Here is a 14,249-nt window from a genome sequence, read left to right as displayed (position 1 = left end):
CGCACCTCTGATATACTTTATTTTGTATAAACTGTATTCCCTTTTGCAATTACTTCAACAAGCTGAAGTTCCTGATCAAGAATACAAAGATCAGCATCATAGCCTTCTTCAACCTTACCTTTTCCTTTGAGATGGAGAATAGCTGCTGGATTAGATGTAATTGTAGAAATAGCTATTTCTAAAGGAATTTCTGTTTTAAATACACATTCCTTTACTTCCTTCAGAAGGCAGCTGGACTGTCCGACGCCCATTCCAAGGAATTCGCCATCACTACTGTACATCGGAAGACTTCCCTGTCCATCAGAAGAAATTGTCATGCGGTCAGGATTTACTCCTGCATCTAACATCCGTTTGATACCATTACATACACGTACCTCATCACAGATCGTTTCCTTATAGTCGATATCTTCATTTCCGGTAAAGTCTACTGCTCCGCCTTTCAGCGCATATTCAATCGACTTGACAAAAAGCATCTCATTTCGATTGATATGTGTTGGCAGTATTTGAGAAGCCGGTATCTCTGTCTCATCTACCACTCGTTCAATAAGATCTAAGCATCTCGGACCATCGCCAAGATGAACATTTACAATACCAGCTTTCCCGGAAAGAACACCACCAAGTCTTGTATCCGCAACGACACGTGCAAATTCCTCAAAAGTCGGCTGTGAAGAACGATGATCAGAGATCGCAATTTCTCCGGTTCCGATGATTTCCTGAATCATCATAATATCCTTCACAATACTGTCAGTCAACGTGTGAACCGGAATCTGATAACTGCCTGTATAACAGTATGCAGACATTCCCTGTTCATTCAATCCTTTTGTCTTCGCAACCAGTGCACATATATCACGACCGATTCCATCTGTTCCAAGACAGCCAACAACTGTCGTTACTCCAAACTTCGTAAGTCCTTCCATAGTTGCTTCCGGAGTACGATTGGCGAATCCACCTTCTCCACCGCCTCCAAGTACATGAACATGACTATCAACGAATCCCGGAGTTAAAAGCAACCCCTCTCCATTGATCATTTCTGCCTCAGAAAGAAATCCGTCTGCGGATATAGAACCTGCATCTTTAATCTTGACAATCTTATCATTGATTGTAAGTACATCTTTTTTCCCCAGGTGCTGTGGGGCATAAACATCAATATTCTGAATTAATTTCATCATAAATCACTCCCAATTATCAAATGCATATTTTAGAATCCAATTCCAACTGCAATAAGAATTGTAATGATTGCACCAATCATTAAGACGCCAAGGAATTTCCACATAAATTTAACCCAGTTAGACCACTCAATCTTTGCAATTGCAAGAGATCCGATCAGACATCCGGATGTAGGAACGATCAGATTTGTAAATGCATCACCTAGCTGGAATGCAACTACCGCTGTCTGACGTGAAACACCTAACAGATCTGACAGCGGAGCCATGATTGGCATTGTGATCGCAGCCTGTCCTGTTCCGGATACAACGAAGAAGTTGAATATGGACTGGAACAGATACATAAGTACTGCTGCAACTGCTCCGGAAACTCCAGACAGTGCATTTGAAATATTATACATAATTGTATTGATAACTGTAGGTGTTGTCGGATCAGATCCTCCAAGAACCTGCATGATACCCTGAGCCATAGCAACAACAAGTGCTGCGACAACAACTACCAGAAAAATAATAATGTAGGTGTCAGGCACTTGAAATCCCTTGTTAAAAGACTTTAACCCTTTTCCTTCTTTTTTGCTCATTTTTGAGTATCCTCCCATTTTTGATATGCTATATCAGTGTACCATAGAATACTCAAAATCTAACTGAAAATTTACATATTTCATCAATGTTTTCTATTTCTGCATATTATTTTTCTACCAATATATATTCCATTTGTCTTTCTTTCGTTCGCATTCCCATTTTTTCATAAAATTTCTCTGCTGAAGTATTTCCTGCCCATACATTCAATGTCACTTCATAGCACCCTATCTGTTTCGCTTCATTTTTTACATATTCAAACAGACTTTCGCCAACATGCTGACCTCGAACCTCTTGACTGACACAAAGATCATCAATAAAAAACGTCTTAAACGGAACCATGTTGTTTGAAAAAGGCTGCTCTTGTAATTGACAAAATGCATACCCTACACAAACATCATCCTCATCCACCGCAACATATATTGGCTTTTCTTTATGTTTCAAAAGCTCTCTCAATTCGTCTATCGTATATTTGGTCGTGCCCGGAATAAAAATATCAGGCCTTATATCTGCATGAATTTGTAACACTTGCTCTAATAACTCTAAAATTCTCGGAATATCTTTTTCTTTCGCTTTTCTGATAATCATTTTTACCTCCATCCATTCTCATTCTTCTGCAAAACATTTATCTACTGTTTGTTTATCACGCTCTATCTTGTTATATCAAACATTTCCCTGCAAATCATTTTTCCACATGATGTTTTGAAAATATTATGATAGGCTTTTAAAGCCGCTTCTTTCGATAAACCATCTTCCATAATATTCACCAGGAAATCAGCCTCTACCAATATCTGATAATCTATACCATCAATATTATTATACGTATGATGATGTGCAATCAAATACTGCACCCGCTCCGATACCTCTTGTTCAAATCCTAATTTTCTAAGCAGCTTTTCTGCTATTGCAGGACCTTCTTTTTCTTGTAGTTTTCCATTGCAATCACCATATTTTTCTTCACAGAAATGAATTCCAATATCATGTGTCAAAGCCGCTGCTTCAATGGTAAACAAACATTTCTTATCTACATTTTCCTTGCTGAATCCACATCATTAGAAACCATTAATTCAAAATGCTTTCGATTTGTTTTTATAAAACCTTCTTTTTGTAACTTTGATATCTCCGTAGACATTGCTGCACGGTCAATACAAAGATAATCTGCTAACTGCTGCCGGTCAAAAGGAATATCAAAGGATAGCGATGAATGTCTGATAGATTCAGCAGACAGATACGACAACAGTTTATCCCTGGTCGTTCGCTTGCCAACATGTGTAATTTTATCGTTCAAGATCAGTATCTTATTTGCCAGGACACTGACCAGGTTACGGATCAGCTTCTGATGATGCTCGCATGCAGTTGGACAAGTAACCAGAAGCCTCTGGATATTTAACAAAATAATCTCACAATCCTCGTCTGCTACCACACTGATATTTAGAACAGCTCCCGGGCTTGCTGCATACGGTTCTCCAAAGAAATCACCGACATGACATTTTGATAAAATATTTCGATGTCCCCACAGGTCTTCCTGAATAACCAGAACACAGCCTGACACCACAAGTCCCATTACTTCTGTAGAATCTGCAGCTCTGAAAATATAAGAATCCCTCTCTTTTGAAACTGTTGTTGCCTCCACACAGTGCAATATAGATAATATCTCTTCATCAGTAAGACCTTTAAAAAATGAACTGTTTCTTAAAATCGGTAAATATTTTTCCAAAATCATTCCTCCTGTTGGAAATCAAACATACAAGTTGTATTTATCATACTACAATTTTGACAGAAACAAAAGTTAAATGCTATTGATGGAGGTTAAAAATGATAAGAAAGATTATTCGAATTGATAAAGAAAAATGTAATGGATGCGGTGCCTGCGCCGATGCCTGTCATGAAGGTGCCATTGACATCATTAACGGAAAAGCAGAATTGGTAAGAGAACATTTCTGTGACGGGCTTGGCGATTGTCTCCCGGAATGTCCTACAGGTGCCATTTCTTTTGAAGAAAGAGAGGCTCCTGCATATGATGAAGAAGCCGTAAAAGAAGCGCAGAAAAAAGTATTTGCCAAAAATCAGGCAATGTCTACACACACCGGCTGTCCTGGTTCTAGAAGTATGCAGATTCAGCGATCCGAAACACCTGAAACCATAAAATCAACTCCAAGCGTAGAGCAGCTATCAAAACTTCAGAACTGGCCAGTACAGATTAAACTGGCACCTGTAAGTGCACCATATTTTGACGGCGCAAAACTATTAATCGCAGCCGATTGTACTGCTTATGCATATGCAAGCTTTCATCAGGATTTTATTCGGAATAAGGTAACATTAATCGGCTGTCCTAAATTAGATCAGGTAGATTATAGTGAAAAACTAACTGCGATAATCCAAAATAACAATATTCAAAGTGTGACAATTGTAAGAATGGAAGTTCCATGCTGCGGCGGTCTTGAGATGGCAGCAAAAAAAGCACTTCAGAATAGCGGAAAATTCATTCCATGGCAGGTTGTAACGATAAGTATCGACGGGAAAATTATCGAGTAAAAGCAAGCCCCACAAAAATACGGGGCTTGCTTTTATTCTGGTTATATAAATCAATCCTTATATGCTTTATTTCGCAGGTAAGAATCCCTTACTTGTCTTCACAATCACCTTATCAAATACCATGAACATCGACGGTAATACAAAGATGACTACGATCATACTGATGATTGCACCTCTCGCCATCAATATACACAATGAGCTGATCATATCAATATTTGAATACAATCCGACACCGATTGTTGCTGCAAAGAAACTCAGCGCACTTACCATGATCGACTGTGCTGATGCACGGTGTGCAGTAGTGATTGCATCGTATTTCTCCGCTCCGTGATTGCGTTCTCTCTTATATCTCGTTGTCATAAGGATCGCATAATCCACCGTTGATCCAAGCTGGATCGTGCCGATGACAATCGATGCGACGAATGGCAGTTTCGTTCCTGTATAATACGGAATTCCCATATTTACAAAGATGGCAAATTCAATAACACCAACCAGAATAACCGGAAGCGAAATGGATTTAAATAATATCAATATGATCACGAAAATGATACCAATCGATACCATACTGACTGTCTTGAAATCCGTATCTGTAATATCGATCAGATCTGCTGTCAACGGACCCTCACCGATCAACATGCCACCTTTGTCATATTTATGTAATATTTTATTCAGATCTTTGATCTGGGCATTCAGTTCATCCGATGCAACCTTATACTCAGAATTGACCAATAGCAGCTGATACTTATCATTCTTCAACATATCTGTTACAGAATTCGGGATCATGTCCTGCGGAATTGCCGGTCCGATCAGTGCATCCAGTCCAAGTGCCCATTTAACGCCATCGACATCATCCATCTTATCAATCATTTTTGCAACATCTGCCGATTCTACGGAACTGTCCACAAGAATCATATGCGTCGTATTCATGTCATAATCTTTTTTCAGCTTCTCATTTGCAATAATACTTGGAAGGTCTTTTGGCAGTGTCTCATCCAGATTGTAATATACGGCTGTATGGTTATTTCCATAGATTGCAGGGAACAAAAGTACAAGGAAAAGGATTACATAGATCATATACCGCTTCGTAACTTTATCTGATATCTTTCCAATATCCGGAAGGAAAGGCTTATGCATCGTCTTCATGATCCATTTGTCACAGCACAGGATCATAGATGGCAGGATTGTCACACAGGCAATCACTCCGAGGATGACACCTTTTACCATAACTACACCGATATCCATACCCAGTGTAAATGTCATAAAACACAGAGCAATAAATCCTGCCACTGTCGTAACCGAGCTCCCGATTACAGATGAGAATGTCTGCGATATCGCATGTGCCATTGCCCGTTCTTTATCACCGTTGTAACGGACCTGCTGTTCTTCATAGCTGTGCATCAGAAAGATCGAATAATCCAGTGTCACTCCGAGCTGAAGTACTGCTGCCAGTGCCTTCGTAATATACGAGATCTCTCCAAAGAAGTAGTTGCTTCCCAAATTATACACGATTGCCATTCCGATACTCAGCATAAAAAGTAAAGGAATAAAATAGGAATCCATCGTAAGACCTAATACGATCACTGCCAATACGACTGCGATCAGTACATATAACGGTGTCTCCTTCTCAGCCAGATTCTTCGTATCCGTAACAATTGCTGACATACCACTTAAAAAGCACTGTTTTCCTGCCAGTTTACGGATCTCCCCAATGGCTTCCATCGTTCCGTCAGATGAAGTACCCTCGTCAAAAAAAATCGCCATCATCGTTCCTGTATCAGAATTGAACACCTCATAGACATCCTTTGGGATCATGCTCTTTGGCATACTGATATCTGCCAGCGAATCATACCATAAAACTTTCTGAACATGTTCCACGTTCTCAATCTTTGCTTTCAGGGCCGATACCTCTTTATCTTCCATTCCATCCACAATAAACATGGAAAATGCACCGGTTCCGAAGTCTTTTACCAGAATATCCTGTCCCTGCATCGTCTCTATATCTTCCGGCAAATACGTCAGCACATCATAATTGACTCTTGTATTCACATATCCAAGCCCTGCCGGAATCAGGAGTAAGATACTGATGATCAGTATCGGAATTCTGAACTTTACTACCTTTTTGCCAAATGCGACCATATTCATAACCGCCCCTCCTTTATGACTATTGGTCATTTTTTTGTACCTAATTGCAATATACATCAAAAAAGACCAACAGTCAATACAGTTTTTGACTATTGGTCATTTTTATTCTTATACAATTTTCTCAGATTGTATCGCTGCATTTTCGGATTGACATTTTCCTATATTTCCAGCATTCCAAGTCTTGCCAGAACCTTCAGATCCATGTTCTTTACATTGTCTCCAAACTGTATCCGGATGTGATCATCCTCCATGTCTACCACGACACCCTCACCGAATTTCTTATGCTTTACAATCATGCCTTCTCCAAGTGCATCTGCGAGTTCCTGATAGCTTTTTCCCGGTTGCTTCTGAGAGCCATGATACATTCCATTTTCCTTTACGCCATATGTTTCCGCCGGACTATAATCTCCCCATTTCTTTATTCCTGCATATTCTTTTTGCCGATTCTCTCTCAGATTCCTCTTTCCCAGCAGCTCACTGCAGAATTTAGACGGCTTATTCGTCGTAAATACATTCAGCTGATTCTTTGCCCTGGTCACACCTACATAGAAAAGTCTTCTTTCTTCCTCGTAAGTTTCAAGTTCTTCTTTCGATGCCGTCCGCGGATTTACCAGAACTTTTTCCGGCAGTATCCCATCCATAACATCCAGAAGATAGACGGTATCATATTCCAGTCCTTTACTCGCATGCATGGTAGACAGAATAAATGGACAGTCGCTTTCCGTCTTCTTTTCCCGGATGACCTTTCTAAGCTCTTCCAGACGTTCCAGTAATTTTTCCGGAGAGTCTACCCTGCTTCCAATCATCTTGACAATCTCTAATTTATTTGCATTCATGCCCATTTTCTTCAGATAATCCTGATAACCCATATATGTCAGTATCTGATCAACCGCCTCATCCCCTGTCATCTTTAAGATGCGTTCCATCTGCCGTCTCAGATTACGGATATTATCCTCCTGATACTTTTCCAGATTATCATACTTAAGTACCGCATCCAGAACCGCCATATCTTTCTCCTTGCTCAAGTTAACATATCTTAAAGCATCTTCCTTACGGAAGAACAATTTCAATCTGTAATATATCTGCATGAATCTGTCAGTATCTTTCGGATTCATTGCAAACCGTATGATATTCTCTACATCCAGAACCGTACGGTGTGTGAAAAAAGACAGCTCTGCATTCCGCATCCTGTACGGAATATTCTTCCTCTCCAAAAGATCTATCAACGGAATAGCACACTCGTTATCCCGGTATAGAACCGCCGTCTCCGCTTTCCGTGCATCCATACCGTTCTTTTGCAGGCTGCTTTCCCGGGTCATACATTCCTGTGCTACCCTCATCAGATATACATACTCTGCCTTTCTGGATTTTAAAGAAATTTCTCTGATATCCGTCCCTGCCTCTCTTGCAGGCTTCATATGTTTTTCATGACGAAGCGTATTTTTCTGGATGAATTTATCCGCTGCCTCCACAATCTTCGCATTCGATCGGAAATTTTCTTCCATCAGAAGTACCTTTGCACCTTTATGATTCTTTTCGAACGACAACAACGCTTCCGGATAAGCCGCCCGGAATCCATAGATACTCTGATCCTCATCTCCGACCATAAACAGATTTCCCGATTCTGTCGCCAGCAAAGCAATGATCGCATGCTGAATTTTTGATGTATCCTGTGCTTCATCTACACAGATATACGGATACAATTTCTGAAAATACGCCAGAAGTCCAGGATCCATTCTCAGCATCTTATATGCATACAACATCTGATCATCATAATCCATCAGATTCTGCGCACGCATCTGACTACAGTATTCACGGTAGATTCCTGCAATCCGGATATCCGACTCTTCTTCTAACTTCTGAAGTTCTTCTTCGGTCAGCATCATATTTTTTATATATGTGATCAACGTTCTTACATTATTAAGATCACTCTCCGTCGGATATCCCATGCCATGATCCTGACAGATTCTGATCAGCATCCCTATCGTTGTCTTTTCATCCTTCACCAGTTCGAATGGTGTCTTTCCAATCCGTCTTCCGTAATACTGGATAATCCTCGCACAGATTCCGTTGATCGTCCTAAATTCCAGTCTCTTTGCCATATCCTCGCCAAAACGGACTGCAAATCTTTCGGACATATCTTTTGTCGCTGCCACCGTATATGTAACCGTAAGTATGCTCTCCGGAGGAATATTCCTACAGTAGATCATATAACCAAGACGTGTCACCAGTACCGTGGTCTTTCCTGATCCGGGTACGGCAAGAAGCAGTACCGGCCCTTTTGTGCTCTGTACTGCTTCTTTTTGCTGTTGATTTAATTTTACCGAAAATGTTGTTTCAAATTCTTTCCATTCCATACTTCTTTTTATGTTAATTTGTGAATCCACTTATAGCTCCTAAATCGTAAAAATACCGGAATCCCTTTGAACAACTGGTCCGACTGCACTGCAGCCACGACCAGTTCCACCGGGAGTTTCCACACGAATGCCGCCAAAAATGACAGCGGCATCACGATCCCCCATGTAGAGATCAGATTCATGTACATAGAGAACTTTGTATCTCCCCCGCCTTGAATGACACCTACCGATACCGGCATCTGATATGACATTCCTACCATAACTATGCTCATGATCATAATGAAATGATCTGCCAGAACTGCTGCCGTATCTGTCAGTTTATACATGGATAACAGCGGTCCTCTCAATACAAATAGCAGAGAAGCAAGCACTACACCGATCAGAAGATCCATCACAGAAAGCGTTCTTCCATCAGATTTTACTCTTTCTATATCTCCCTCTCCGATATCTTTCCCGATCACAACTGCAGATGCAGATGATATGGCGATTACGATCACCTTCAGATACTGGAAGAATGTGCTGGATACAGAATTTGCAGCAATTGCATCTGCAGACAAATGTCCGAGAATTGCCGTCTGCATCGGTACTGAGATTGCCCAGATCATCCCTGAGCACATGATTGGAAATGCAACTTTTAAGAATGCTCTCCATATCTTTCTATTCTCCGGCGCAAATATGATTCTGATCAAATTAACGTCAAATAACCGGACTTTCGTATCTATCTTCCACACATACACCACAATGATCAATAGTTCCAGCATTCTTGCAGTTAACGTTCCCACTGCTGCTCCCTTGATCCCCATCTCCGGAAATCCAAAATGTCCAAAAATCAATGTGTAATTGATACAACCGTTTGTGATCAATGACACTACTGATATGACAAATGAAATCTTCACTACCTCTACACTTCTAAGCATAGCAATCAGCAGATTACTTATCATGAAAAGTAAAAATGTCCACTTCAGGAGTCCCAGATATGCCTTTCCTTCCGCAATAATCTCAGGTGACGTCGTAAATATTCCCAGGAGCCGCTCCGGCATGCACGTACAGGCTGTCACGACCACTGCTGCGATCAGAATACTGAGTGCCAGTGCTGCTCCTGTCAGCTTCCGGATTTCCTCAGTCTCCTGCTTTCCCCAGTACTGAGAACAGATTGCTACCAGTGCATTTCCAATAGACAATGCCAGCTGGTTCACAATAAAGAATATCTGGTTCACCGTTGCCGCACCGGACAATGCATCTTGGCTGTAACTTCCAAGCATGATATTATCAAGCATATTCACACTGTAAGCCACCAGATTCTGAAGTGCCACAACCAGCATCAACCGGAAAAATGTCTTATAAAAATTTTTATCTCTTGTAAAAAATGTTGTTCTTGTAGTTTTCATTATCTTAACAGATTTCTTACCATTTCTGCATCAAATGTAACAGATTTCACATGATCTACCTCAATCTGATACAGGGCATTCGCCGCAATGTGTTCAGCCGCCTGCTCCAGATCACGGATTCCGGATGTATTAGAATATAACTCGATCAATTCATCCAGTCCTTCCTCACTCATGATACACTCGTCTTCCTTAAGGCTCATTCTCTTTAATACCTTCGGAAGTGCGAATTTGGAGAAGATCACTTTCTTCTCTTCCGGTGTGTAATCAGGAATATCGATCACGGCAAATCGTGACATCAGCGGTGCACTGATCTGAGACTTGTCATTCGCAGTCGCAATCGGATATACTCCTACGGTCGGAATCATACACTCGATATAGTTATCTGTAAATCCAAGATTATCCAGTAATGTCAGAAGTACATCGGCCGGATTGCCATTTCCTTTTCCGGATGCTGCTTTATCCAGCTCATTAATGATGAATACCAGATTTGATTCTCCTGCCATGGCAAATGCATCCATGATGATACCTGTCTTTGCATTGGCATAGATACGAGAACTTCCTGTCAGCTGCTCAGGATCATTGATCGAACTCATATCCAGAGTCGTCCATGGAAGCTTCAGGATACGTGCCACCGCATAGGCAATCTGTGATTTACCGGTTCCTGCCGGTCCCACTAACAGAAGTCCATATGCCGGCAATGTATGTGTACGGTTGATCTGGATTATGGTCTCGATGATTCTCTGCTTTACGCGCTCCATTCCGTAAAGTTCTTCATCAAGAATTCTGCGCGCTTCATCCGGATCGATCGCTTCAAAATAATTGCTCTTCCACTGTACATTCATCATAATAGAAAGCGCTCTCTGTGCATGGCGTCTTTCTTCCGGTGATACTTCATGAGAACGTGCCACGGCAAGATTACGTCTTGCCCAAAGGCGGATATTATCCGGAAGGGTTCTTCCCGCACAGTTCATGAAGTCTGTGATACTCTGAAGACTGGTAAGCTTCATATCATCTCCTGCTTCGTCTTCATCTTCATCATTCTCCTCTTCTGCCGGTGCATTACTTGCCAGAAGACGCTCGATCATAAATTGCAGGAATCCATCTTCTGCAGATAACTTTGTACCGCCGCCAAATGCAATCTCGCGGATCTTGTATACTGCATATCCTTCTTCTGTATTCTCTCCTGAGAGACGCACATTAATATGATTCTCTCCGAGCCATTTTAACAGACTTACAAACCTTGCATCGATCTTTAAGATGTCTGCACTTACGGTTCCGTCTTCCTGCTGAAATTCGAATGATGTCCTCTTGATCGGATTGGTAAATACGCCGCAGGAATGATGTTCCCATTTACATTGCTTATTATCCAGGATCATCATTGGTTTTTCTATAGTTGCTTCATTTTCATTAGAGCGGATTACCGTATATGTACATTCCGCTGGTTTCTTCTCGTCCGGTGTTGCATTAAAATCAAAAACTGGCATATTCTTTTCTCCTTTTGTATATTCTTACATTTCCATGCATAATTATTGTTCATACTGCATTAGTGTAACATAATACACGCTCTTCTTCCAGAAGTATTTGTCAGGCAGCCTGCCTAACTCGTTGCGCCGCCTCAGCTGGAACCGGCTCCCGCCGTGCATGCATAACAATGCTTATCCATCCGTATTTTACGAACCTGATATGGCTTTCCTGTCACATCAAAAATTTTCTGATTTCCAACAACCGGAATTCCTGCCGCAAGATTAAAATCACAATCATACAACTGTCCATCATAATCCACGGAAATCTGCGTCCTGCACATCAATGCCCCCACTGTATCTGCATTGAATGCATCGAATAATTTTTTCATATAACGCTTTAAATTTCCCGATCTTTGAAGAAATGCACCGAATCTTCCCATTGGATTATTATACAATGTATAAAGGCTGTTAAATTCAATGCCAAAATCCTGCGACAATTTCTGCTTATATTCTTTTTCCATTGCTTCCTGATCAGGTGGGAAGAAAGCACCTGCCGGATTATAGACCATATTCAATACCAGTTCTGGATTTCTTCCATATCCTATCGCATTCAGGTGTTTGATTACTTCAATAGCCTTATCAAATGATCCTTCTCCGCGCACCTTATCCATCTCTGCCGCACGATAATACGGAAGAGAACACACAATTTCTACTTTATTCTTTGCATACACTTCCATTAGCTGTTCATATTCTTCCTCCAATAATATGACCAGATTCGTTCTGATGATTACATGGTTACAGATTCTACTGCTTTCTTCTATCAGATATTCCAGATGTGGATTCATCTCTGGTGCACCTCCGGTAATATCTATCGTTGCAATATTCTGTTCCTTTGCAAATGTAAGACAGGCATCCATCACTTCTTTTGACATTTCTTCTGTTCTTGCAGGTCCGGCATTCACATGGCAGTGTTTGCAAAGTAGATTACATTTCCGTCCGATATTCATCTGCAATACATCCAGATGCTCTTCTGTATCCATATACTTCTTATCCGGCACCATCTCCTGGAATACCGGAATCTCTGTCAGCTCATGAAAATCTTTGATGATATCATTCATTACACAACCTCATTCAATATTTCGATGGTATCTCTTACTATTTCCGGGCAGAAATCAAACAAAAGTCCCTCTTCCAGTATCTTCTGCATGCCCTCTGGATCTGCAATATCATGTTTTAATAATCCTTTACAGCTACAGACACCATATTTTTCCTGAAATTTTGTCAGGAACTCTGCTCTTTTGGCATTCATGATATCTTTCTGTTCCATATGCTCTGTATCACAATGTCCAAATTTCAGTCCCAGTACGATCATTGCACCAACTACTGCACCGCAGGTTTCACCGATTCCCATTCCACCACCAAATCCTGCAGCCATCTTATATGCTTCTTCCTGTGTGATCCCCAGTTCTTCTGCAAATGCCCCTGCTACAACCTGAGAACAGTCAATCCCTTTCATAAAAAGTTCCGCAATTTTTTCTTTTTCCATCTCTTTTCTCCTTATTCTCACTTATATTATTGTTCCAAAAATATTTCTATTTTTTCTAAAAATACATCACTCAGATAATCCTCCAGCTTCCGATATGTAGATTCATTTATGATCAGTTTATCCGGCTGCTGATACTGCACCCATGCCATTGCGCACCAGGTGATTCCTCTTAAGCATGTAATCTCCATAAATACTTTTGTTCGTTCTTTTAATCCCGTTATATCAAAACGCGCCCCCACACATTTCAGATATTCATTCAGAAAATTTTCTATCCCTTCTTCCCTCAATATCACATCCGTTTTCCAAAACGTCGTTGTCGGTGCAAGGAAATGTCCCAGATCCTGTGCCGGATCTCCAAATAACGGCTTTTCCCAATCAATGAGATAGTTCGGCTTTCCTTCTCCTCCAATCAAGAAATTCGTGGAATTCAGTTCTGTATTAATGCAGCATTGATACGGTGAATCTTCCATATGGAATTCTTTTGCCTTTTTCCATGCCTTATCAAGCAAATCTCGGATCTTCCTTTTCATCCTGTCTTTTCCAAGCGGTGAATCCATATATATCTTCACCATCTCTTCGCACTCTTCCAATATTGCGGTCAGTGGATTCTCTGGCCGAATCAAACCCGATTCTGATTCCGGTATTCTGACACTATGTATATCAGCCAGACACTCTGCCGCATATTTTAAATCCGTATGATAGTCTAATGCTTTTCCCGGCAGATATTCCATTACCAGTACTCCGTGATCTAAAAATTTCCTGCTCCCGTCTACATAAAGCACTTTTGGCGTTCTTCCCGATGCTTCCAGCAATTGCAGTGCATGACATTCATACCCAATCTGATTTTCCAGATGCATCTGACTCCCACAATTGACACGTAACAGAAGTTTTTTCCCTGTCTTTGGATGCGTGAAGCTGTAATTAATATTATACTCTCCCTGTGCAAGCATTGTATATTCTTCTTCCTGTTCATTCGGAAGATTTAATGCTTTCCTATACTTTTTATTTTTCACATATTCATTTAATCCTTTTATACGTTCCATAATCCCGATCCCCTATTGGCTATATTGTTTCCT

12 protein-coding genes and 1 pseudogene are annotated in these 14,249 nt (G+C 40.8%); 1 reads left to right on the top strand and 12 read right to left on the bottom strand.

Annotated elements, in window-relative coordinates; all coding sequences use genetic code 11:
- Positions 1-17: 17 nt before the first annotated feature.
- From iadA to OCV72_RS07790, 5 genes and pseudogenes are all read right to left on the bottom strand, one after another.
- Positions 18-1,166: a beta-aspartyl-peptidase gene (gene iadA / locus OCV72_RS07810; RefSeq protein ID WP_055282942.1), complete on the bottom strand. Its 1,149-nt coding sequence runs from the start codon at positions 1,164-1,166 to the stop codon at positions 18-20.
- A gap of 32 nt (positions 1,167-1,198) precedes the next feature.
- Complete coding sequence (locus tag OCV72_RS07805) at positions 1,199-1,744, bottom strand: TIGR00366 family protein (RefSeq protein ID WP_055282940.1); 546 nt, start codon at positions 1,742-1,744, stop codon at positions 1,199-1,201.
- 106 nt (positions 1,745-1,850) lie between these two features.
- Positions 1,851-2,330, bottom strand: a complete 480-nt coding sequence (locus OCV72_RS07800; RefSeq protein WP_022279769.1) for a GNAT family N-acetyltransferase — start codon at positions 2,328-2,330, stop codon at positions 1,851-1,853.
- Between the two features lie 62 nt (positions 2,331-2,392).
- Positions 2,393-2,776: pseudogene (locus OCV72_RS07795) on the bottom strand (HD domain-containing protein); the annotation flags it as partial.
- The gene (locus tag OCV72_RS07790; RefSeq protein WP_081021029.1) at positions 2,767-3,459 is read right to left on the bottom strand and encodes a Crp/Fnr family transcriptional regulator; all 693 of its coding nucleotides are present in this window, start codon (positions 3,457-3,459) and stop codon (positions 2,767-2,769) included. The pseudogene OCV72_RS07795 and the gene OCV72_RS07790, both read right to left, overlap by 10 nt.
- 98 nt (positions 3,460-3,557) lie before the next feature.
- Here OCV72_RS07790 and OCV72_RS07785 point away from each other — a divergent pair, with 98 nt between their 5' ends.
- Complete coding sequence (locus tag OCV72_RS07785; RefSeq protein WP_055282936.1) at positions 3,558-4,277, top strand: 4Fe-4S binding protein; 720 nt, start codon at positions 3,558-3,560, stop codon at positions 4,275-4,277.
- Positions 4,278-4,343: 66 nt separating this feature from the next.
- Here OCV72_RS07785 and OCV72_RS07780 read toward each other — a convergent pair whose 3' ends face one another.
- From OCV72_RS07780 to OCV72_RS07750, 7 genes are all read right to left on the bottom strand, one after another.
- Entirely contained in the window at positions 4,344-6,413 is a 2,070-nt protein-coding gene (locus OCV72_RS07780) for an efflux RND transporter permease subunit (protein ID WP_055283046.1), read from the bottom strand.
- Positions 6,414-6,577: 164 nt separating this feature from the next.
- A complete protein-coding gene (locus tag OCV72_RS07775; protein ID WP_242859235.1) occupies positions 6,578-8,806 on the bottom strand; it encodes an ATP-dependent helicase in 2,229 nt (742 codons plus the stop codon).
- Entirely contained in the window at positions 8,785-10,164 is a 1,380-nt protein-coding gene (locus OCV72_RS07770; protein ID WP_055282934.1) for an MATE family efflux transporter, read from the bottom strand. The genes OCV72_RS07775 and OCV72_RS07770 overlap by 22 nt, the downstream gene beginning before the upstream one ends.
- Positions 10,164-11,648: an AAA family ATPase gene (locus OCV72_RS07765; protein WP_055282932.1), complete on the bottom strand. Its 1,485-nt coding sequence runs from the start codon at positions 11,646-11,648 to the stop codon at positions 10,164-10,166. Before OCV72_RS07765 ends, OCV72_RS07770 begins: the two co-directional genes overlap by 1 nt.
- A gap of 131 nt (positions 11,649-11,779) precedes the next feature.
- Positions 11,780-12,745 carry an arsenosugar biosynthesis radical SAM (seleno)protein ArsS gene (gene arsS, locus OCV72_RS07760; protein WP_055282931.1) on the bottom strand — a complete coding sequence of 322 codons (966 nt, stop codon included), beginning with the start codon at positions 12,743-12,745 and terminating at the stop codon, positions 11,780-11,782.
- Positions 12,745-13,173, bottom strand: coding sequence for a C-GCAxxG-C-C family protein (locus OCV72_RS07755; RefSeq protein WP_055282928.1), 429 nt, complete (start codon positions 13,171-13,173; stop codon positions 12,745-12,747). The genes arsS and OCV72_RS07755 overlap by 1 nt, the downstream gene beginning before the upstream one ends.
- Before the next feature lie 26 nt (positions 13,174-13,199).
- Positions 13,200-14,216: a phosphotransferase family protein gene (locus tag OCV72_RS07750; protein ID WP_055282926.1), complete on the bottom strand. Its 1,017-nt coding sequence runs from the start codon at positions 14,214-14,216 to the stop codon at positions 13,200-13,202.
- Between the last annotated feature and the right edge of the window lie 33 nt (positions 14,217-14,249).

The organism is Dorea amylophila, from assembly GCF_025567265.1.
GTDB classification, from domain to species: domain Bacteria; phylum Bacillota; class Clostridia; order Lachnospirales; family Lachnospiraceae; genus Dorea_A; species Dorea_A amylophila.
The sequence above is the reverse complement of the archived record's forward strand: the minus strand, read 5'-3'. Positions and strand labels throughout refer to the sequence as shown.

Bases quoted from the DNA above. Each gene is read 5' to 3' on its own strand.
- OCV72_RS07755 (WP_055282928.1), bottom strand. From the start codon at position 13,173: ATGGAAAAAGAAAAAATTGCGGAACTTTTTATGAAAGGGATTGACTGT.
- OCV72_RS07770 (WP_055282934.1), bottom strand. From the start codon at position 10,164: ATGAAAACTACAAGAACAACATTTTTTACAAGAGATAAAAATTTTTAT.
- OCV72_RS07800 (WP_022279769.1), bottom strand. From the start codon at position 2,330: ATGATTATCAGAAAAGCGAAAGAAAAAGATATTCCGAGAATTTTAGAG.
- OCV72_RS07780 (WP_055283046.1), bottom strand. From the start codon at position 6,413: ATGGTCGCATTTGGCAAAAAGGTAGTAAAGTTCAGAATTCCGATACTG.
- OCV72_RS07785 (WP_055282936.1), top strand. From the start codon at position 3,558: ATGATAAGAAAGATTATTCGAATTGATAAAGAAAAATGTAATGGATGC.
- OCV72_RS07805 (WP_055282940.1), bottom strand. From the start codon at position 1,744: ATGAGCAAAAAAGAAGGAAAAGGGTTAAAGTCTTTTAACAAGGGATTT.
- arsS (WP_055282931.1), bottom strand. From the start codon at position 12,745: ATGAATGATATCATCAAAGATTTTCATGAGCTGACAGAGATTCCGGTA.
- OCV72_RS07765 (WP_055282932.1), bottom strand. From the start codon at position 11,648: ATGCCAGTTTTTGATTTTAATGCAACACCGGACGAGAAGAAACCAGCG.
- iadA (WP_055282942.1), bottom strand. From the start codon at position 1,166: ATGAAATTAATTCAGAATATTGATGTTTATGCCCCACAGCACCTGGGG.
- OCV72_RS07750 (WP_055282926.1), bottom strand. From the start codon at position 14,216: ATGGAACGTATAAAAGGATTAAATGAATATGTGAAAAATAAAAAGTAT.